This window comes from Curtobacterium sp. TC1 (assembly GCF_019844075.1).
GTDB lineage: Bacteria > Actinomycetota > Actinomycetes > Actinomycetales > Microbacteriaceae > Curtobacterium.
The window spans coordinates 3,236,251-3,255,483 of record NZ_CP081964.1; the positions used below are offsets into that span (position 1 = coordinate 3,236,251).

Sequence of the window (19,233 nt, forward strand, 5' to 3'; positions counted from 1 at the left end):
CGAGCGTGCCCCGCTCCGAGGTCCTGTTCGTCGGCGGGCGGTCCGGCGTGGGCAAGTCCACGGCCGCCGAGGCGCTGCACGACCTGCTCGTCGCGGCAGACGTCCGTCACGCGGTGATCGAGGGCGACCTGCTGGACCTCGCGCACCCGGCGCCGCACGTCGAGCACCCCGAGGCGCACCTGGCCGAGCGGAACCTCGCCGCGATGTGGCAGGCCTACCGCGAGCTCGGCCACCACCGGCTGGTCTACACGAACACGGTGTCCGTCCTCGAGCACGAGCGTCTGGCCGCCGCCATGGGCGACGACCCCGTGGTCACGACGGTCCTGCTGCGCGCGGCAGACGGTCCCACCGCCGAGCGCCTCGCTCGGCGGGCAGGTGGCGAGGTCCCTGAGGCGCAGTTCGCGCACAGCACGCGGACGGCCGGGAGGCTCGACGCGGCTTCCGGGGACACGGTCGCCCGGCTGGACACGGACGATCTCACCCCCGCCCAGGTCGCGCAGCGTCTCGCCGCGTTGACGGGGTGGCTCCCCCGCTGACCGCTCGGACGAGGGCTGTGGAGATCGACGATCCGTCCACAGATCGCGGCGATCGTTGGTCCGTCCAGTCGCCACGGGGCACGCTGGAGGCATGAACGACAACCGACTCAGCACCTCGGTCAGCCCGTACCTCCGTCTGCACGCCGACAACCCCGTTGACTGGCGCGAGTGGGGCCGCGAGGCCTTCGCCGAGGCACGTGAGCGCGGCGTGCCGGTCCTGGTGTCGGTCGGCTACGCCACGTGCCACTGGTGCCACGTCATGGCCCGTGAGAGCTTCGCCGACCCGGAGATCGGTTCGCTGCTCCGCCAGGACTTCGTCGCCGTCAAGGTCGACCGCGAAGAGCGTCCCGACGTCGATGCCAGCCTGATGGCTTCGGCGAGCGCGTTCACGCAGCAGCTCGGATGGCCCCTGACGACGTTCCTGACGCCCGAGGGCCACGTGTTCTTCGCCGGCACGTACTTCCCGCCGACCCCCGTGGGTCAGGTGCCCGCGTTCCGGCAGATCCTGGCCGCGGTGCTCGACGCGTGGACCGAGCGGCGGCACGAGGTCGACGCGAACGCGGCGGCCATCGCGACGGCGATCCGGCAGGGAGCCGAGGCGGACGCGACCGTCCGCGCCGGCGACGGTCCTGGCGGAGCCGACCCGCGCCTCCCGTCCGTCGACCGCATCCGGGCCGTCACCGGTCAGCTGTCGCAGGCAGAGGACACCACCTACGGGGGTTTCGGCGGCGCCCCGAAGTTCCCGAGCACGCCGTTGCTGGAGTTCCTCGCCGACGCAGCACGCGACGGCGATGCCGAGGCCGACGGTCTGCTCGATCGGTCGCTGCACGCGATCCGGGCCTCCGAGCTGACCGATGCCGACGGCGGTGTGTTCCGGTACGCCACCAAGCGCGACTGGAGCGTGCCGCACTACGAACGGATGCTCTACGACAACGCTGGCCTGCTCGCGGTCGCCGGGGCCGAACAGGCACGCGGCATCGCTGACTTCCTGCGGGACACCCTGCAGCAGGACGACGGCGCGTTCGTCGCCGCGCAGGACAGCGAGTCCACGATCGACGGCCGGCGGGTGGAGGGCGAGTGGTACCGACGGCCACTGTCGGAGCGCGCCCTCCTGGACCCGCCACCACTCGACGACCAGGTCCTGACCGGGTGGAACGGCCTGGCGATCCGCGGGCTCGCGATCGCCGGTGAACGCCACGACGACCCCGAGATGATCGACCTCGCCCGGTCGGCAGCCGATGCGCTGCTGCGGTCGCACGTGCACGACGGGCACGTCGCGGTCCGCTCGAGCACGCCGCGCGGACCGTCGGCGGCCCCGGCGACGATCGAGGACGTCGGGCTGCTGGCCGAGGGGCTGCTCGAGCTCGCCCTGGTGACGGGCGAGGCCGCCTACGCCGTGACCGCCCGTTCCCTGGTCGACGACGGCTTGGCCGGCCGGTTCGACGTCGATCCGGTGCTCGCCGGGGCGGGCACGGCGACCGGGGAACAACCACAGACCGCGATGCGCTCCGGGACGGTGGCCCTGGCCGCAGCGGCGGCCGAGCTCGCGGCGTTGACCGGCGACTCCGCGTACCGAACTGCCGCCGAGCGGTTGGTGGCGGACCGGGCGACGACGGGGACCGAGCGGCCGCTCGGGCACGCGGACGCCCTCGGTCTCGCACTCGGGCTGCAACGGCCCTCGCGCGAGATCGTGGTCGTGACGTCGGACCCGCACGACCCGCTGCGGGACGCCGTCCGCGCCGCGCGCCGACCCGGCACGATCATCGCTCGCGTGACCCCGACGCAGGCCACGGAGTGGGCAGCCGCGGGGTTCGAGCTGTTCGAGGCGCGGGATGCGCTCGAACCGGCCGCGTACGTCTGTCACGACCGCGTGTGCGCCCTGCCCGCTCGGTCCGTCGCCGACCTCGCCGCCGGGCTCGCAGCACCGGCGGCGTGACGGTATCCTGGAATGCTCATGTCTCCCACGCCGCCAGTCATCACCTACCCGCCCGAACTGCCGGTCTCGCAGCGGCGGGACGACATCGCGGCCGCCATCCGTGACAACCAGGTCGTCATCGTCGCGGGTGCCACCGGCTCGGGCAAGACCACACAGCTGCCGAAGATCTGCCTCGAGCTGGGACGCGAGCACATCGGGCACACCCAGCCCCGCCGGATCGCTGCCCGCACGATCGCGGAACGCGTGTCCGAAGAACTCGGCAGCGACCTCGGCGACCTGGTCGGCTACCAGGTGCGCTTCACCGACAAGGTGTCGTCGAACACCCGCATCAAGCTGATGACCGACGGCATCCTGCTGAACGAGATCCACTTCGACCGCGACCTGAAGCGGTACGACACGATCATCATCGACGAGGCGCACGAGCGCTCGCTCACGATCGACTTCCTGCTCGGGTACCTCAAGCGGCTCCTGGTCCGGCGCCCCGACCTCAAGCTCATCATCACGAGCGCGACGATCGACCCCGAGTCCTTCTCGAAGCACTTCGGCGACGCTCCGATCATCGAGGTCTCCGGCCGGACCTACCCCGTCGAGATCCGGTACCGACCGCTCGTGTCCGAGGACTCCGAAGACACCGACGAGGACGACGAGACCGACTCGCGCACGGCCGACCGTGGCGGGTCGAACGGCGCCGACGACCGCGACACCCTGCAGGGGATCACCGACGCCCTCGACGAACTCGCGCGCGAAGAACCCGGCGACGTGCTCGTGTTCCTGTCCGGCGAGAACGAGATCCGTGACGCGCAGGACGCCATCGAGGGCAAGCGGTACCAGGGCACCGAGGTCCTGCCCCTGTACGGCCGGCTCTCCGCCGCCGATCAACACCGTGTCTTCGATCGGCGCACCACCCCGGGGGTGCGCCGGCGCGTGGTGCTCGCCACGAACGTCGCCGAGACCTCGCTGACGGTGCCGGGCATCAAGTACGTCATCGACACCGGGACCGCCCGCATCTCGCGGTACTCCCCGCGTGCCAAGGTGCAGCGGCTGCCGATCGAAGCGATCTCGCAGGCCAGCGCGAACCAGCGTTCGGGTCGAGCGGGCCGCACCAGTGCCGGCATCGCGATCCGGCTCTACTCGGAGGACGACTTCGAGCGTCGGGACGAGTTCACCGATCCCGAGATCCTGCGGACGAACCTCGCGGCGGTGATCCTGCAGATGATCTCGCTCGGGTTCGGCGACATCGAGTCGTTCCCCTTCCTGCAGCCGCCGGACTCCCGGGGCGTGAAGGACGGCCTCGACCTGCTGCGTGAGCTCCGCGCCGTCGACAAGGACGGCCGGATCACGAAGTCCGGACGACAGCTCACCCGACTGCCGATCGACCCCCGGCTCGGCCGCATGGTGCTCGAGGCCGGTCGCCAGGGCGTCGGGCGCGAGGTCGTCGCCGTCGTCAGCGCCCTGAGCATCCAGGACCCCCGTGAACGCCCGCTCGAGAAGCGCGCCCACGCCGACCAGATGCACGCCCGCTTCGCCGACCCGACGAGCGACTTCCTGACCCTGCTCGCCCTGTGGAACTACATCGAGGACAAGCAGGAGGAGCTGTCGTCGAGCGCCTTCCGCCGGCTCTGCAAGGCCGAGTTCCTCAACTACCTGCGCATCCGCGAGTGGCAGGACCTGTACCGCCAGCTCTCCCGCGCCGCGAAGCAGGTCGACGTCCGGGTCGGGCAGTCCCGCTCCGACGACGGCGATGCCGTGCACCGGTCCCTGCTCGCCGGTCTGCTCAGCCAGATCGGGCTGCGCGACCGCGAGAAGCGTGACTACCTCGGCTCGCGGAACACCCGGTTCGTCGTGTTCCCGGGCAGTGTGCTCGCGAAGAAGCAGCCCGACGCGGTGATGGCGGCCGAACTCGTCGAGACCAGCCGGCTGTTCGCACGGACCGTCGGCCGGATCGATCCCGCGTGGGTCGAGCCCCTCGCCGGTGACCTGCTGAAGCGCACCTACGGCGAACCACACTGGGAGAAGAAGCAGGGCGCCGTCGTCGCGTACGAGCGGGTGACCCTGTTCGGCGTCCCGATCGTGCAGCGCCGCCGGGTGCAGTACGCCCGGATCGACCCGGAGCACTCGCGTGAGCTCTTCATCCGCCACGCCCTGGTCGAGGCCGAGTGGGAGTCGCAGCAGGCGTTCGACCGCGCCAACCGGAAGCTCCGCAAGGAACTCGAGCAGCTCGAGGAGCGCACGCGCCGGCGCGACATCCTGCTCGATGACGAGAACGTCTACGAGTTCTACGACGCGCGCATCCCCGCGGACATCGCGACGACCCGTGACTTCGAGGGGTGGTGGCGGACGACGCGCCGCGACCAACCGGACCTGCTCACGATGCGCCGGGCGGACCTGCTGGACGAATCCGCTGCCGAGGCGGCGGAGGACGACGCCGAGTACCCGACCCAGTGGCGCAGCGGCGACCAGCGACTCGCGATCCAGTACCGCTTCGAGCCGGGCGCGCAGGACGACGGCGTGAGCGTGCAGGTGCCGCTCGCGCTGCTCCCCCGTATGCGCGAGGAGGGCTTCGACTGGCAGGTCCGCGGCCTGCGCAAGGAGCTCGTGACCGCCCTCATCAAGTCGCTGCCGAAGCAGATCCGCAAGAACGTCGTACCTGCTGCCGACTGGGCCGAGAAGATCGTCGCCGAACTGCCGGACGACGCCCCGACCGAGCCCACCGAGTCGTTCCGCGCGACCCTGGCCAAGGCGATCCAGCGCATGACGTACGTGCCGGTGTCGGAGTCCGACTTCGACCTGTCCCGGGTGCCGTCGCACCTGCTGCCGACGTGGGCAGTCGTAGATGAACGCGGTCGGCGTGTCGAGGCCGGCAAGGACCTGTCGGTCCTGCAGACGAAGCTCAAGGACCGCACACAGCAGAGCGTCGCCTCCGCCACGGTGCGGGCTGCGGGACGACCAGGAGGCGCGGCTCGCGTCGCCGCCGCCGGTGGCGGTGCCGGGGCGGAGCAGTCCGGCCTCACCACGTGGCCGGCCCAGGACCTGCCGCAGACCCTCGACACCAAGCAGGCCGGTGGTGTCATCCGCGCGTACCCGTCCCTGCTGGAAGAAGGTTCCGGCCCGAAGGCGACCGTCGGGGTGCAGCTGCTCGCGACGCCGTCCGACCGGCAGGTCCGCATGCCCGCCGGGGTCCGTCGCCTGGTGATGCTCGCGGTGCCGTCCCCGGTGTCGTACATCCAGTCGCACCTGACGGCGCAGGAGAAGCTCGCACTCGCCGCGAGCCCCTACGCCTCCACGAACGCGTTGTTCGACGACGTGCTCGCGGCCGTCGTCGACGCGGTGATCCGTCGCGCCCACCCGGACGGTCTCGTGTTCACCAAGGCCGAGTTCGAGGCGGTCCGTGACGCCGTGTCGGCGACCGTCGTCGACACGATGTTCACGGCGGTCTCCGAGCTCGCCGCGGTGCTCGCCGCCCAGCGCTCCGCCGAGCGAGCACTCAAGCAGGCGAACTCGATGTCCCTGCTCGGTGCGTTGACGGACATGCGCCAGCAGATGGAGCGGCTCGTCTACCCGGGGTTCGTCTCCGTGGCCGGGCTCGACCGGCTCCGACGCATCCGGGTCTACCTGCAGGGCATCGAGGCACGCGTACAGAAGCTGCTGCAGAACCCGGGGCGCGATGCCACGTGGATGCGCGAGGTCACCGTCGCCACCGATCGGTACGTCGACGCGGGCGGTGCGTTCCCGCCGCCGGTCGGCGCACACCCCGAGCTCGTGCACGCGCGGTGGATGCTCGAGGAGTTCCGCCTCAGCCTGTTCGCGCAGGAACTCGGCACCGCCGAGACGGTGTCGTTGCAGCGGATCACGAAGGCCCTGACCGCAGCGCGCTGATCGGTCTACCCTGACGGCCATGATCGGCACACTCGACATGGTCGTCCTGGACTGCGCAGACCCCCGCGGCCTGGCCCGCTTCTACGCGGAGCTGCTCGGTGGCGAGATCGTCGGCTTCGACGAGGACTGGGCCGAGGTCGCGCTCCCCTTCACCGACCAGCGGCCGCTCCTGGCGTTCCAGCAGGTCGAGGACTACCGCGCCCCGGAGTGGCCCGGGCAGCTCGTCCCGCAGCAGAGCCACCTCGACGTGAAGGTCGAGGACCTCGACGACGGCGAGGCCGCGGTCCTGGCCATCGGTGCGACCGCGACGGGATCGGCGACCGAGACGTTCCGCGTGTACCTCGACCCGGCTGGCCACCCGTTCTGCCTCATCCGCCCGAACGACTGATCAGGCTTCGGTCGCCAGGCCCTCGACGACCTGCACACCCGCCAACGTTCCGAGGACGGAGCCGGGCAGGAACACCTTCGCACCGCGGCGGCCTGCACCGATCACAGCGTCCGGGGCATCGAGCACGCGGGAATCGACGTACACCGGCCACGAAGACGGCAGCCCGATCGGCGTGATCCCGCCGTACTCCATGCCCGTCAGCTCCACGGCCTGGTCCATCGGCGCGAAGCTCGCTTTCCGCACGTCGAGCAGCTTCCGGACGACACGGTTCACGTCGAGGCGGGTGTGGGCGAGCACGACGCACGCGGCGAACCGGACGTCCTCGCCGCGCTTGCCCGCGACGACGATGCAGTTCGCCCCGCCGTCGAGTGGGAAGCCGTAGGCCTCCGAGAACGCGGCGGTGTCTGCCAGGTCCGGGTCGATCGGAGCTGCCTCGATGCGTGCTGCGACGTCGGCGGGCAACGCGGCGAGCGCTGCGGCGACGGGTGCGGCCAGCAGTTCCGGGGCGGTCAGGGCGGGAGCCCGTTCGAGCGTCGGCATGGCTCCACCTTAGGCACCGCCCGGTAGCACGAGACTGACCCCATGACGGAACTCCGACCGATCGACCTGGACACCTGGCCCCGCCGCGAGCACTTCGAGCACTACCGGCAGCGCGTGCAGTGCTCGTACGAGGTGACCGTCGACGTCGACGTGACGGCGTTCGTCGCCGCGGTCCGCACGAGCGCGGCGAAGACCTACGCGTCGCAGATCTGGGCGATCGCGACCGTGGTCAACCGTCACGCCGAGTTCCGGATGCAGCTGCTCGACGACGGCTCCCCCGGCGTCTGGGACGTCGTGCACCCGATGTTCACGGTGTTCCACCCGGAGACGGAGACCTTCTCGGCCTTGGTCGTGCCCCACGACGAGGACTTCGGACGGTTCCACGCCGCCGCGGTCGAGACGATGGAGCGGTACCGAGACGACGTCCGGATGTTCCCGCAGGACGACCGGCCCACGAACGTGTTCGACGTGTCGACCTTCCCCCGCACGTCGTTCACGGGGTTCGCGCTGCACGTCCGCGACGGGTACGACCACCTGTTGCCGATCGTCACGCTCGGGCGTTACCGGACCGAGGGCGACCGCACGCTGATGCCGGTGGCGCTGCAGATCAACCACGCGGCGGCCGATGGTTTCCACACCTCGCGGTTGGTCCAGGAGCTCGAGGACCTGTTCGCTCGCCCGTCGTGGTTGGCGTGACCGCGGAGCGGACGGGAGGCCCGTGGCGGACCCGCCACGGGCCTCCCGTCCGTCCTTCCCCTGTCCGGGGCGGTGCCCCGCCCGTCACGCGCCCGCGCGCGCCTCCAACGCCTGCTCGAACTCGCGCCGCATCGCGTCGCCGCCCCGGCGGCGCCAGTCGCGCACGACGGCCTTCCACCCCGACACCGGTGCTCGGCCGAGCAGCACGTCGTTGATCGCACTCGTGGCGGAGGTCCCGATGGCCGGTCCCTTGGTGGAGTTCGTCGGCGAGTACAGCCCGTAGGTGGGGTTCGTGATCCCGTCGTCCAACCACGAGGACAGCGACTCGTAGACGACGTCCGTCATCTCCGGCGCTCCCGAGTAGAAGAGCGGCAGCGGGCACTCCGTGAAGTACTGCAGCGGGAACTCACCGAGCGCGGTCTCGCTGTTGCCCGTCTTGGTGAGGACGGGGGCGCCGTCGCGGAAGTCGAAGTCCCGGCCCTCGATGCCGAACTTCCGGTACATCCAGGCCTCGGTCCCGAACGGCGACGCACACCAGTTCAGGACGCCGAGCAGCATGCGGATGCGCTCCTCGGGCCCGGCCGCGAGTGCGGTGATCGCGTTGTTCGGGTCCCCGAGCCACGGTTTCGGCTTCGCGCCGCCCGGTCCGACGAACGGGGCCATGGTCATGCGGAACCCGCTGCCGGGCTCGGCCTGCTGCAGCAGTCCGGGGATCGCGCTGTAGCTGTCCTGGAGCATCAGCGCCGAGCCCTGCACGAACCACACCTTGCCGTTGTAGGCGGTCACGCTGTCCGGGTGGACGAGGCCGTCGGCGAGGAGCTTCCGCGAGGCCTCGAGCATGTCCTGGTACGCGTCGACCTCGTACATGTGGGTCAGGCGGCCGCCCTGCTCGTCCCACTGGTTGGGCACACCGAACATCGACGCCAGGATGTTGGTCGGCACGGAACCGAGCGCCCAGCGGTTGCGCTGCGGATCGGAGACCTCGCGGCAGAGCGCCTCGAACTCGTCGAGGTCACGGAAGGACGGGTCCACGCCGAGCTGCTCGAACAGGTCCTGCCGTCGGTGCAGCACACCGGTGGTCAGGGGCCCGCGGGGCACGGGGACGCCGTAGATGCCGCCCGAGAACACGGTGCCGCGCCAGGACGCGGTGGGCAGGTTGGCCAGGTACGGGTAGTCGCGGACGCCGCTGCCGGAGAGGATCTCGGTGAGGTTCGCCGCCTTGGCCTCGAGGAACTGCGGCAGGTACGAGAACGTGCCGAACACCGTGAACACGTCGCCGAGGGTGTCGCCCGCGACCTGCGTGGCGAACTTGTTGCCCCAGTCGGCGTTCGGGGTGATGGTCAGGTCGAGGTCGACGCCCATCCGCTCGTCGAGTCCCTGCCAGTACGGGTTGCTGCCCTTCGACGGTGGGACGGGCGAGTTCGTCGGGACGCTGCCGTGCAGCGTCGACCCGTCGCCGGGCACCCGGTCGGTCGGCACCAGGTCCGACGGGATGCGTCGGAACGCGGACGGCATGAGCGCGCTGGTCTTCGGGAGCACCGGGTCCGGTCCGCCGGCCCACGGCACGTAGTCCGGCAGGGTCACGGCCCGGTTGATCGCCTTCACGTCGGTGGAGCGGGTGACGGTGTCACAACCGGCCAGGAGGCCCGTGGCCGCGATCCCGAGACCGCCAGCGATCAGGCCGCGGCGGGTGATGCCCCGTGGTGCGTTGGTCGTCATGGTGTCAGCCCTTCACGGCGCCGGTCAGGACACCCTTGGCGAAGTGCCGCTGCAGGAACGGGTAGAGGATCAGGATGGGGACGATGGAGACGACGAGGATCGCCATCTGGATCGACGCCTGCGGGGGCAGCGCGTCGGAGCTCGTGCCGAGGTCGGCGCCGCCGAGCTGCGCGTTGTTGATGACGTAGGTGCGCAGCACGAGTTGCAGGGGCCACTTCGCGGTGTCGTTGATGTAGAGCAGGGCGTTGAAGAAGGCGTTCCAGTACCCGACCGCGTAGAACAGGCCGATGACCGCCAGGACGGCCTTCGACAGCGGGAGCACGATCCGCAGGAAGACGCCGAAGTCGCCGGCGCCGTCGATGCGGGCGCTCTCGATGAGCTCGCGCGGGATCGCCATGAAGAACGAGCGCATCACGATCACGTTGAACGCGCTGAGCGCCGTGGGCAGGATGAGCGCCCAGTACGAGTCGAGCAGCCCGAACTGCTTCACGACGAGGTAGTTCGGGATGAGCCCCGGCGCGAACAACAGGCTGACGAGCACGAGGCTCAGCACCACCCCGTGTCCGTAGGACCCCGGCCGGCTCAGCGCGTACGCGAGCATCGCGGTGACGAACAGGCTGATCAGGGTGCCGACCGTGGTGATGCCGACGCTCACGAGCAGTGCCCGGGTGACGACGCCGCCGGCGAAGATGCTCTCGTAGGCACTGAAGTCGAGCCCGGTCGGCCACATCACGAAGCCCCCGGCACCGTTGACCTGGCTGGACGGCGCGACGCTCGTCGAGACGATGCCGAGGAACGGCAGCAGGACGACGAGGCAGATCACGAGCAGGACGAACCCGGTCAGCAGCCGTCCGGGCAGCGGCGGGGCGTCCAGCGGGCGGTGCTTCCGGGTGGTCCCCGCGGGCACGGTCACGCTCCGGGTGGCGCTCATCGCGACTCCTTCTGGTAGACGCCCGCTTCGCCGAAGACGTGCGCGAGCTTGTTGGCGCCGAGGACGAGCAGGACTCCGACGACGCCCTTGACGAGTCCGACGGCCGCGGCGACGCCCCACTGTCCGCCGAGCACGCCGTTGTTGTAGACGTAGGTGTCGAGGACCTCGCTGGCCGCTCGACCGACCGCGGCCTGCTGCAGGAGGATCTGCTCGAACCCGACGGTGAGCGAGTCGCCGAGCCGGAGGATGAGCAGCAGGATGATGATGCCGCGCATGCCGGGCAGGGTGACGTGCCAGAGCTGCCGCCAGCGCGAGGCGCCGTCCATCTTCGCCGCCTCGTACAGGCTCGAGTCGATCTGGGAGAGCACGGCGAGGAACAGGATCGTCGCCCAGCCGGTGTCCTTCCAGATCACCTGGCTGGTGAGCAGCGCGATGAAGCCGTTCGGGTTGCCGAGGAAGTCGATCGCGTCCCCACCCGCCGCCCGGATCGCGTTGTTCACGAGCCCGGAGCCGCCGAGGATCTGCTGGAACACCGCGACGACGATCACCCACGACAGGAAGTGCGGCAGGTACAGGATCGACTGCACGACCTGCTTGATCCGCTCGGACAGCAGCGAGTTGAGCATGAGCGCCAGGATGATCGGCGCCGGGAACACGAACACGACCTGCACGAGGGTGATCACGAGGGTGTTCCGGAGCGCTCCGAGGAACTCCGGATCGCCGTCGAAGACCACCGCGAAGTTCTCGACCCCGACCCACGGGCTGCGCCCGAGCGGGACGAAGGGCAGGTACTCCTGGAAGGCGATGAGGTTGCCGAGCAGGGGCAGGTAGTGGAACCCGAGCAACAGGGCGACGCCCGGCAGGCCCATCAGCAACAGCACTCGATCGCGCCGGATCCGCTGCCAGGTCGTGCGCCGTCGGAGCCCGGGGTGCGGCGGCGGTGCGGTGTGCGCGGTCGTCGTCGCGCGGTCGTCGAGCTTCGTCACTCGGTGGCCTCCTCCGTTGGATTCCTGCAGCGACCCTGGCGTGCGGGGCAACACGGTGGCAATCCGTTGCCAAACGTTTCCATCGTTGTAACGCTCCAGTGAGCGCACACCCGCAGCTCGACGACGCGACGCCACCGGCGACCGCCCGCGCTACGCTCATCCCGATGCGCGCAACCGTGCGGGACGTGGCCGCCCTCGCCGGGGTGTCGCCGAAGACCGTCTCCAACGTCATCAACGGCGGCGTGGTGGTGCGCCCGGAGACCCGCGAGCGGGTCGAGCGTGCCGTCGCCCAGCTCGACTACGTGCCGAACCTGTCCGCCCGCGGGCTGCGGAACGGCCGGTCCGGGGCGATCGCCCTCACGCTGCCGGAGATGGGCAGCGCCTACTCCGCCGAGCTCGCGCAGTGGTTCGTCGAACTCGCGCGCGAGCGCGGGTGGGTCGTCCAGCTCGACCAGACCGGCAGCGACCCGGCCCGCGAGCGCGAGCTGGTCTCACGGGCACGCGCCCACCTCGTCGACGGGCTCGTGCTCAACCCGGTGTCGCTCAGCGCGAGCGTCCTGGCGTCGACCGAGGGGCTGCCGCCGACCGTCGTGATCGGCGAGGTCGAACCCGAGCACGTCGACCAGGTGCACATCGACAGCCGGGCCGCCGCCGAGCAGGTCACCGCCCACCTGGTGTCCCGCGGCCACCGCAGGATCGCGATCGTCGGTGCCGCCCGCGCGTCCGAGGCCACCGCCACGAGCGAGTTGCGGGAGCGCGGGTACCTCGCCGCGCTCGCGAGCGCCGGGATCGAACCGGACCCCGCGCTGCGGGTACCACTGCCGTCCTGGACGACGAGTTCGGCGGCGACGGCCTTCGCGACCTGGCTCGACGAGCACCCGTTGCCCGACGCCGTCTTCGCGTTCACGGACTCGATCGCCTTCGGCGTGCTGCACGTCCTGGCGGCCCGGGGTGTCCGCGTCCCCGAGGACGTCAGCGTCATGGGGTTCGACGACATCGACGGAGCGGCGTACGCGATCCCCGCGCTCAGCACGGTGTCGTTCGACCGGCGGGCGTTCGCGACGGCGGCGCTCGACCTGCTCACCCGGCGGATCGGAGACCGGGACCTGCCGCCGGAGACGGTCGTGGTGCCGCACCGCATCGTCGAGCGCGCGAGCGTCGCCGATCGATGAACTGCTCCGGCCGCTGAACAGCTCCGACCGCTGCTCGGCGTACGCTGCGCGGCATGACCAGCGAAGACGCCTCGATGCCGACGCTCGCCGCCACCGTCCTGCAGTCCCCGGAGCCGATCGCGCTCGCCCGGTTCTACGGCGCCCTGACCGGGTGGACCGTGTACGAGGACGGCCCGACCTGGGCCCGGATCCGTCCTGCCGACGGCCCCGGCCTGTCCGTGCAGTTCGAACCCGAGTACGTCGCCCCGACCTGGCCCGGCACCGCGGACGCCCCCGGCATGCAGCTGCACCTCGACTTCCAGGTGGAGGACCTGTCGGCTGCCGTCGCCCGTGCCGAGGAACTCGGTGCCACGCAGGCCGCGTTCCAACCGCAGGACGACGTCCGGGTGCTGCTCGACCCCGACGGGCACCCGTTCTGCCTGTTCCTGCCCGGCGCCTGACACAGGCTGGCCACGTCCCGAGGTTCCACAACACGCCGGATGATCGCCGCCGAGGTTCCGAACTGCGGCGATCCGAGCGCCGACATGCCGAGATTTCGGAACCTCAGGACCAGACGGGACGGGACGGGACGGGACGGGGACGAGACGGGACGGGACGGGGACGGGACGGGGCGCTTCAGCGCGGGTCGGCCGCGGCGAGCACCGCGACGCGCGTGCGGGCGTCACCGAGGATCCGGAAGTGCCCGCCGACCGGCAGCCGCACGTTCGTCGCCCCCGACAGCTCGCTGCCCTCGGGGATGAGCGTGTCGAACACCCCGTAGACCGAGGTGATGCGGGCGTTCGCGTCGAGTTCCCGCGCCAGTCCCGCCAGCACGGGGTCGGCGGCGCGGAACACCCGGAGGTGCCGCACCGGAGCGAGGCGCGCGTAGCCGGACCCGGCGAACGGCGTCGACACCGCGACCATGCGGTCGATGCGGCCGTGGTCGTCCAGCTGGGTCATCGCGTACTTCCCGATGAGCCCGCCCTTGCTGTGCGCGAGCACGAGGACGCTCCGCAGGTCGTGCTCCTCGAGGTACGCGAACACATCGCGCGCCGAGACCGGCACCGGCCGCAGGTTGTGGCGCAGCACCGGCAGCACGTGCACGGGATGGCCGCGGTCGTGCAGGGCGTCCATGAGCGGCCGCATGAAGTGCCAGGTCTCGTAGACACCGGGGATCACGACGACGGGTTGACCGTCGCCGGTCCGGTAGTCGTCAGCGGTGGTGGGTCCGAGGCTCCGCACCTGCCACGTGATCGCGTACCACCAGTCGAGTGCGGCCCACGTCGCGCGTCGCACCAGCGGGATGCCGGGAGGCACGGGTCGGCTCGTGCCCGTTGCTTCCGTCGAGGACGTGGTCGGCTCGGTCATCGGAGGCCCTCCAGCGTCTGTGCCCGGCGGAACTCGCCGACGAGCCGGGCGAACGCGACGGGGTGCCGCTCCTGCAGGTGGTGCGGCCCCGGGAGTTCGACGAACGACCCTCGCTGCGCGCGCGTCGCCACGCCGACCGCCCAGTCGCGGCGCACGATCGGGTCGTCGCTGCCCCGGACGACGAGGACGGGTCCGTGCACGTCGGCGATCGTCTCCTCCAGCCGGTACCGGAGCATCGGGCGCAGTTCGCGGACGTACTGCCGGACGCTCCGCAGGTAGTCGGTGACGAGCACCCCGTTCATCCGGAGTCCTTCGCCGGACCCGTCACGGAACAGGTCGGACGCCACCAACGGCAGGGACCGCCGCTCCACCGGGATCACCGGGCTGACCAGGACGACGGAGCCGACGGCCCCGGGGTGCTGCCGGGCTGCTTCGGTCACGACCTGCGCGCCCATCGACTGTCCGACGAGCACGAGGTCGTCCGCTCCCCGCGCACGGACGGCCCGGACCACCAGGTCGCCGAGCTCGGCCATCGACAGCGTGCGGCCGGCAGCGGGGAGCCCGCCGAAGCCGGGCAGGTCGACGCTGACCGTGCGGTGGGTCGCAGCGAGTGCTCGCTGTGACCGGGCGAACGACCGGTGCGACATCCCGATGCCGTGGACGAGCACGACCGTGGGGTCGAGGTCGCTCCGCACCCGGCCTGCGGGCGCCGCGGTGTGGAGGCGCACCGGCAGGCCGTCGATCCGGATCGTCTCCACCTTGGCGCGCACGATCCGAGGCTACGCGGCGGTTCGCAGCACCGGATCAGCGTCGTCATCGGCCACCCACAGACACGGGGTGTGCACTGCCTCCCATGAGCGACACCACTCCCCTGAACGGCCACGAGCCGGGCGACGCCGCCCGCACGCCCTCGGCAGCGGCACCGGCCGGCTGGGGTTCAGCCCCGACGCCGACCTCGACCGCCACCCTCGACGCGCCAGCACCCGCACCCGCACCGAACCAGTACGCCCAGCAGCCCTACCGCTCCGACGCCGGATCGTGGAACGCCGGCGAACCGAACGGCACCACCCCGTGGTACGGCGCCTCGGCCCCGACGAGCCGGAAGAGCGCACCGAAGCCGCCGTGGTTCTGGCCCGTCCTGGCTGCGATCGTCGGACTCGCAGCACTGCTCGTCGGCGGTGGCATCGGCTTCGCCATCGGGCATGCGATCGGTGGGAACCAGTCCCAGTCGACCACGCAGGTCCCCGGCACGAACGGCGGGACGAATCAGTTCCCGGGCAACGGCACCGGGCAGCTCCCCGGGTACGGATCCGGCAGCGGCACGGACGGCAGCAGCAGCGACAGCGGCACCGGCACCGGCACCGGCAGCGGCACCGGCAGCTGATCCGCAGTACGCTCCGGCCATGCGCAAGGTGACAGCAGGGCTGTTCACGTCGGTCGACGGCGTCGTGCAGGACCCGTACGAGTTCCAGTACGACAGCTTCGACGACGAGCTCGGGGCCGGGATGGGCGCGTTCATGGCCCGCACCGACACCATCCTGCTCGGCAGGAACAGCTACCTCGAGTGGTCCGAGTGGTGGCCGGCGCACCCGGACGACGGCTTCGGGCAGTGGATCAACCCGATCGAGAAGTACGTGGCCTCCACGACGCTGGGCGACGACCTGACGTGGCAGAACACCACGCGGATCCGGGGCGACCTCGACACGTTCGTCCGCGAGCTGCAGGAGCGCGACGGCGCCGACATCGCGGTGTGCGGCAGCGTGAGCGCCGTCCGGCACCTGCTGTTCGCCGGGCTCCTGGACGAGCTCCAGCTGATGGTGCACCCGGCGATCGCCGGCGCCGGTCGGAAGCTCTTCGAGCCGACGGACCCGGCCACGCGCCTGCGGCTGGTCGACAGCACCGTGACGAGCAAGGGGAACGTCGTGAGCACCTACGCACGGCTCGACGCCTGACGGAGCCGACCCGTGCCTCCCGGTCGGCAGTGGACGGGAGCGGTCCACAGCGCGCGTACCCTCGTGGGTGACCACCTCACGAACCGAAGAAAGCCGGATCAGCATGCCCCAGGACACCCGCCCGCACGTCGTCATCGTCGGCGGTGGATTCGCCGGTGTCGCTGCCATGCGCGAGCTGGCGGACGCCCCGGTCCGGGTGACGCTCGTCGACCGGCACGTCTACAACATGTTCCAGCCCCTCATGTACCAGGTGGCGACGGGCGGGCTGAACGCGGGCGACGTGACCTACTTCCTGCGCAGTCTGCGTGCGAAGCAGGACAACGCCGAGTTCCGGCACGGCCTGCTCACCGGCATCCGGACCGACGAGCGCGTCGCCGAGATGTCCGACGGTGAGCACCTGCACTACGACTACCTCGTGCTGGCGAACGGTGTGAACACGAGCTACTTCGGCACCCCGGGCGCCTACGAGTACGCGTACTCGATGTACTCCCGTTCGCAGGCTCTGCGGATCCGCGACGAGCTGTTCACCCGGCTGGAAGAGGCTGCGGCGAACCAGGGTCCCGACGAGATCAAGATCGTCATCGTCGGCGGCGGCGCGACCGGCGTCGAGATGGCCGGAGCGCTCGCGGAACTCCGCGACCAGGCCCTCGAGGGCGCCTACCCCGAGCTCGACAAGGGCGCCATCACGATCACCCTCGTACACCGGAGCGGCGAGCTGCTCAAGCCCTTCGCGCCGCGCCTGCGCCGGTACGCAGCCAAGGTCCTGCGGAAGCGCGGTGTCGTGCTCCGGCTGAACACCGGCGTCTCCGAGGTCAAGACCGACGGCGTGATGACGGCCGACGGCGAGTTCATCCCTGCCTCGCAGGTCATCTGGGCAACCGGCGTCGCCGCCCACAAGGAGGTCTCCGGCTGGGGCCTGCCGCAGACGAGCGGCGGACGCATCCAGGTGGGCGACGACCTGCGCGTCAACGGCGTCGAGCGGATCTTCTCGGCCGGCGACATCGCGGCGCAGTCCGAGGCCCTCGCCCAGCTGGCGCAGCCGGCACTGCAGGGTGGACGGCACGTCGCGAAGCAGATCAAGCGCCTGCTCGAGGGCAAGCCCACCGAGCACTTCAAGTACTTCGACAAGGGCACGATGGCGACGATCGGCACGAACGCCGCAGTGGCCCAGCTGCGCGGCGGGATCACCATGGTCGGGCCGATCGCCTGGGCCGCATGGGTCGTCGTGCACATCGCGTCGCTGCTCGGCAACGGCAACCGGCTCTCGACCTTGTCGCACTTCTTCGTCCGCTACCTGTGGTTCATGCGGAAGCGTGCCATCCCGATCGTCGGTGACGTCCGCCCCGTGCGCCCGAACGGCGACCGCGAGCCCGACCCGTGGCAGATGCAGAAGGCGGAGTAGCCGGCGCCGACCCGGAACGACATGGTCGACGTCGTGCGACGTCGACCATGTCGTTCCGGGTCGGCGAGAACCAGCCGCCTACGCGACCCGCACGCCGGAGTAGGCGCCGGCGGCGATGTCCTCGAGCAGCCCGGGGCCGGTCGGCTCCCACCCGAGGAGCTCGCGGGTGGCGTCGGACGTGGCGGACATCTCCATGCCGAAGAACCGCCCGATGAACCCGAAGTGCGCGTCCGCGTCGGCCGGGTCGATCGAGGTCACCGGCAGCGCGAGGACCTCGCCGATGGCCTCGGCGATGGCGCGGGTCGGGATCGCGGTCTCGGCGACGGCGTGCAGCCGCGTGCCGGCGGGGGCCTGCTCCAGACCGAGGCGGACGAGCCGGGCGGCGTCGGTGACGTGCACGGCGGCCCAGCTGTTCGTGCCCTCGCCGATGTAGCCGGAGACGCCGCGCTGCCGGGCTGCGCCGACGATCGCGGCGATGAAGCCGTGGTCACCGGTGCCGTGGGTGGTGGGGGCGAACCGGGCCGCGATCGTGCGCACGCCCTGGTCGACGAAGTCGAAGCCGCGGTTCTCGCTGCCGCCGCGCATGCTGTCCGGACCGACGAAGGGGTTGGCGTCGGTCTCGTTCGAGGGGCGGCCCTGTGCGAGCCCGGCGACGCCCGACGCGAGGACGAACGGGCGGTCGGTGCCGACGAGCGCTGCGCCGATGGTCTCGACGGCGGCCCGCTCACTGGCGTTCGTGGCGGCAGGGTTCGCCCAGTCGTGCTTGTTGGCGAGGTGCAGCACACCCTCGGCCTCGGAAGCGCCCTGGCGGATGACGTCGAGGTCGTCGAGGTCACCGCGCAGGACGGTGACGCCCTTCGCCTCGAGCGCTGCGGCCGAGGCGTCGGACCGGGCGAGGCCGGTGACGGTGTGTCCGGCGGCGAGCAGGTCGTCGACGGTGTGGGAGCCGATCCAGCCGGAGGCCCCGGTGACGAACACGTGCATGAGTGGTCCTTTCGCAGGTGTCCACGGCGGTGATGTCATGAACTGACATCACCGTAGCACTCGATGTCAGCCGCTGTCATCGAATCGTCCTGATCAGTAGACTCTCCGCATGGCTCGATGGCAACCCGGAACGCGTGAACGACTGCAGGCGGTCGCGCTGCAGCTCTTCGCGTCCGAGGGCTACGACGGCACAACGGTCGCGCGGATCGCCGCCGAGGCCCAGGTCACCGAACGCACCTTCTTCCGGCACTTCGCCGACAAGCGCGAGGTCCTGTTCGCCGGACAGGACGACTTCCTCGCGATGTTCGTCGACCCGATCACGGCTGCCCCGGCCGACGCGGCGCCCTTCGACCTGGTCGGCCGCGCCCTCGACGCCGCCGCGGGGTTCTTCCCCGAGGACCGCCGGTCGTGGTCACGGGCCCGTCAGACGATCATCGACGCGAACGCTGCCCTCGGCGAACGGGAGCTCGGCAAGCTCGCCACCCTGAAGGCACGCCTGGGCGAGGTCATGCGCGAGCGCGGCGTCCCCGAACCGGCGGCGACCATGGCCGCCGAGACCGCCGTGACGGTGTTCCACCTCTCCTTCGCACAGTGGATCGCCCCGGGTGAGGAGCGCCCGTTCGCGGCGATCGTGCACGAACGGCTCGACGCCCTGGCGACGCTGGTGCACCCCGGTCGTTGAGTCGGCTCTTACCTGCCGCGCGCATCATGTGACGATCCGGTCACGACGCGTCCCGCTGTCGTGGCCTCCCGATCGCGCAGGAGGTG

General features: G+C 71.0%; 18 protein-coding genes. 11 read left to right on the forward strand and 7 right to left on the reverse strand.

The window, feature by feature from the left end:
* The first annotated feature begins 5 nt into the window (after positions 1-5).
* The 4 genes from KZI27_RS16455 to KZI27_RS16470 all read left to right on the forward strand — a co-directional run bounded on the left by KZI27_RS16455 (position 6) and on the right by KZI27_RS16470 (position 6,736).
* Positions 6-536: an ATPase gene (locus KZI27_RS16455; protein ID WP_222658465.1), complete on the forward strand. Its 531-nt coding sequence runs from the start codon at positions 6-8 to the stop codon at positions 534-536.
* Between the two features lie 91 nt (positions 537-627).
* Positions 628-2,472, forward strand: coding sequence for a thioredoxin domain-containing protein (locus KZI27_RS16460; protein WP_222658466.1), 1,845 nt, complete (start codon positions 628-630; stop codon positions 2,470-2,472).
* A gap of 18 nt (positions 2,473-2,490) precedes the next feature.
* Complete coding sequence (hrpA, locus tag KZI27_RS16465; RefSeq protein WP_222658467.1) at positions 2,491-6,348, forward strand: ATP-dependent RNA helicase HrpA; 3,858 nt, start codon at positions 2,491-2,493, stop codon at positions 6,346-6,348.
* 19 nt (positions 6,349-6,367) lie between these two features.
* A complete protein-coding gene (locus KZI27_RS16470) occupies positions 6,368-6,736 on the forward strand; it encodes a VOC family protein (RefSeq protein ID WP_123314247.1) in 369 nt (122 codons plus the stop codon).
* On the opposite strand, the gene KZI27_RS16475 is transcribed toward KZI27_RS16470, so the two are convergent.
* Complete coding sequence (locus tag KZI27_RS16475; RefSeq protein WP_222658468.1) at positions 6,737-7,276, reverse strand: YbaK/EbsC family protein; 540 nt, start codon at positions 7,274-7,276, stop codon at positions 6,737-6,739.
* 42 nt (positions 7,277-7,318) lie between these two features.
* Here KZI27_RS16475 and KZI27_RS16480 point away from each other — a divergent pair, with 42 nt between their 5' ends.
* On the forward strand, positions 7,319-7,972 hold the full coding sequence (locus tag KZI27_RS16480; protein ID WP_222658469.1) for a CatA-like O-acetyltransferase: 654 nt from the start codon (positions 7,319-7,321) through the stop codon (positions 7,970-7,972).
* A gap of 84 nt (positions 7,973-8,056) precedes the next feature.
* On the opposite strand, the gene KZI27_RS16485 is transcribed toward KZI27_RS16480, so the two are convergent.
* The 3 genes from KZI27_RS16485 to KZI27_RS16495 are packed head-to-tail and all read right to left on the reverse strand — an operon-like array spanning position 8,057 to position 11,608.
* Positions 8,057-9,691: an extracellular solute-binding protein gene (locus KZI27_RS16485; RefSeq protein WP_222658470.1), complete on the reverse strand. Its 1,635-nt coding sequence runs from the start codon at positions 9,689-9,691 to the stop codon at positions 8,057-8,059.
* Between the two features lie 4 nt (positions 9,692-9,695).
* Entirely contained in the window at positions 9,696-10,622 is a 927-nt protein-coding gene (locus KZI27_RS16490; RefSeq protein WP_111084721.1) for a carbohydrate ABC transporter permease, read from the reverse strand.
* Positions 10,619-11,608, reverse strand: coding sequence for an ABC transporter permease (locus KZI27_RS16495; RefSeq protein WP_261783939.1), 990 nt, complete (start codon positions 11,606-11,608; stop codon positions 10,619-10,621). The genes KZI27_RS16490 and KZI27_RS16495 overlap by 4 nt, the downstream gene beginning before the upstream one ends.
* Before the next feature lie 164 nt (positions 11,609-11,772).
* Between KZI27_RS16495 and KZI27_RS16500 the strand changes: the two genes are divergently transcribed.
* Complete coding sequence (locus tag KZI27_RS16500) at positions 11,773-12,780, forward strand: LacI family DNA-binding transcriptional regulator (RefSeq protein WP_222658471.1); 1,008 nt, start codon at positions 11,773-11,775, stop codon at positions 12,778-12,780.
* A gap of 53 nt (positions 12,781-12,833) precedes the next feature.
* Positions 12,834-13,220: a VOC family protein gene (locus KZI27_RS16505; RefSeq protein WP_261783940.1), complete on the forward strand. Its 387-nt coding sequence runs from the start codon at positions 12,834-12,836 to the stop codon at positions 13,218-13,220.
* 175 nt (positions 13,221-13,395) lie between these two features.
* Here KZI27_RS16505 and KZI27_RS16510 read toward each other — a convergent pair whose 3' ends face one another.
* Entirely contained in the window at positions 13,396-14,127 is a 732-nt protein-coding gene (locus KZI27_RS16510) for an alpha/beta hydrolase (protein WP_315971199.1), read from the reverse strand.
* A complete protein-coding gene (locus KZI27_RS16515) occupies positions 14,124-14,897 on the reverse strand; it encodes an alpha/beta fold hydrolase (RefSeq protein WP_222658472.1) in 774 nt (257 codons plus the stop codon). Before KZI27_RS16515 ends, KZI27_RS16510 begins: the two co-directional genes overlap by 4 nt.
* An 83-nt stretch (positions 14,898-14,980) precedes the next feature.
* Between KZI27_RS16515 and KZI27_RS16520 the strand changes: the two genes are divergently transcribed.
* The 3 genes from KZI27_RS16520 to KZI27_RS16530 all read left to right on the forward strand — a co-directional run bounded on the left by KZI27_RS16520 (position 14,981) and on the right by KZI27_RS16530 (position 17,481).
* Positions 14,981-15,511: a hypothetical protein gene (locus tag KZI27_RS16520; protein ID WP_222658473.1), complete on the forward strand. Its 531-nt coding sequence runs from the start codon at positions 14,981-14,983 to the stop codon at positions 15,509-15,511.
* Between the two features lie 19 nt (positions 15,512-15,530).
* Positions 15,531-16,079, forward strand: a complete 549-nt coding sequence (locus KZI27_RS16525; protein ID WP_222658474.1) for a dihydrofolate reductase family protein — start codon at positions 15,531-15,533, stop codon at positions 16,077-16,079.
* Positions 16,080-16,182: 103 nt separating this feature from the next.
* Positions 16,183-17,481, forward strand: coding sequence for an NAD(P)/FAD-dependent oxidoreductase (locus KZI27_RS16530; protein ID WP_222658475.1), 1,299 nt, complete (start codon positions 16,183-16,185; stop codon positions 17,479-17,481).
* Between the two features lie 78 nt (positions 17,482-17,559).
* Here the strand turns inward: KZI27_RS16530 and KZI27_RS16535 are convergent, their stop codons facing one another.
* A complete protein-coding gene (locus KZI27_RS16535) occupies positions 17,560-18,465 on the reverse strand; it encodes an SDR family oxidoreductase (protein ID WP_222658476.1) in 906 nt (301 codons plus the stop codon).
* Positions 18,466-18,574: 109 nt separating this feature from the next.
* Between KZI27_RS16535 and KZI27_RS16540 the strand changes: the two genes are divergently transcribed.
* Positions 18,575-19,147 carry a TetR/AcrR family transcriptional regulator gene (locus KZI27_RS16540; protein ID WP_222658477.1) on the forward strand — a complete coding sequence of 191 codons (573 nt, stop codon included), beginning with the start codon at positions 18,575-18,577 and terminating at the stop codon, positions 19,145-19,147.
* Positions 19,148-19,233 lie beyond the last annotated feature (86 nt).

Bases quoted from the DNA above. Each gene is read 5' to 3' on its own strand.
- KZI27_RS16535 (WP_222658476.1), bottom strand. From the start codon at position 18,465: ATGCACGTGTTCGTCACCGGGGCCTCCGGCTGGATCGGCTCCCACACC.
- KZI27_RS16500 (WP_222658471.1), top strand. From the start codon at position 11,773: ATGCGCGCAACCGTGCGGGACGTGGCCGCCCTCGCCGGGGTGTCGCCG.
- KZI27_RS16505 (WP_261783940.1), top strand. From the start codon at position 12,834: ATGACCAGCGAAGACGCCTCGATGCCGACGCTCGCCGCCACCGTCCTG.
- KZI27_RS16510 (WP_315971199.1), bottom strand. From the start codon at position 14,127: ATGACCGAGCCGACCACGTCCTCGACGGAAGCAACGGGCACGAGCCGA.
- hrpA (WP_222658467.1), top strand. From the start codon at position 2,491: ATGTCTCCCACGCCGCCAGTCATCACCTACCCGCCCGAACTGCCGGTC.
- KZI27_RS16470 (WP_123314247.1), top strand. From the start codon at position 6,368: ATGATCGGCACACTCGACATGGTCGTCCTGGACTGCGCAGACCCCCGC.
- KZI27_RS16520 (WP_222658473.1), top strand. From the start codon at position 14,981: ATGAGCGACACCACTCCCCTGAACGGCCACGAGCCGGGCGACGCCGCC.
- KZI27_RS16485 (WP_222658470.1), bottom strand. From the start codon at position 9,691: ATGACGACCAACGCACCACGGGGCATCACCCGCCGCGGCCTGATCGCT.
- KZI27_RS16480 (WP_222658469.1), top strand. From the start codon at position 7,319: ATGACGGAACTCCGACCGATCGACCTGGACACCTGGCCCCGCCGCGAG.
- KZI27_RS16490 (WP_111084721.1), bottom strand. From the start codon at position 10,622: ATGAGCGCCACCCGGAGCGTGACCGTGCCCGCGGGGACCACCCGGAAG.
- KZI27_RS16460 (WP_222658466.1), top strand. From the start codon at position 628: ATGAACGACAACCGACTCAGCACCTCGGTCAGCCCGTACCTCCGTCTG.
- KZI27_RS16475 (WP_222658468.1), bottom strand. From the start codon at position 7,276: ATGCCGACGCTCGAACGGGCTCCCGCCCTGACCGCCCCGGAACTGCTG.
- KZI27_RS16530 (WP_222658475.1), top strand. From the start codon at position 16,183: ATGCCCCAGGACACCCGCCCGCACGTCGTCATCGTCGGCGGTGGATTC.
- KZI27_RS16540 (WP_222658477.1), top strand. From the start codon at position 18,575: ATGGCTCGATGGCAACCCGGAACGCGTGAACGACTGCAGGCGGTCGCG.
- KZI27_RS16525 (WP_222658474.1), top strand. From the start codon at position 15,531: ATGCGCAAGGTGACAGCAGGGCTGTTCACGTCGGTCGACGGCGTCGTG.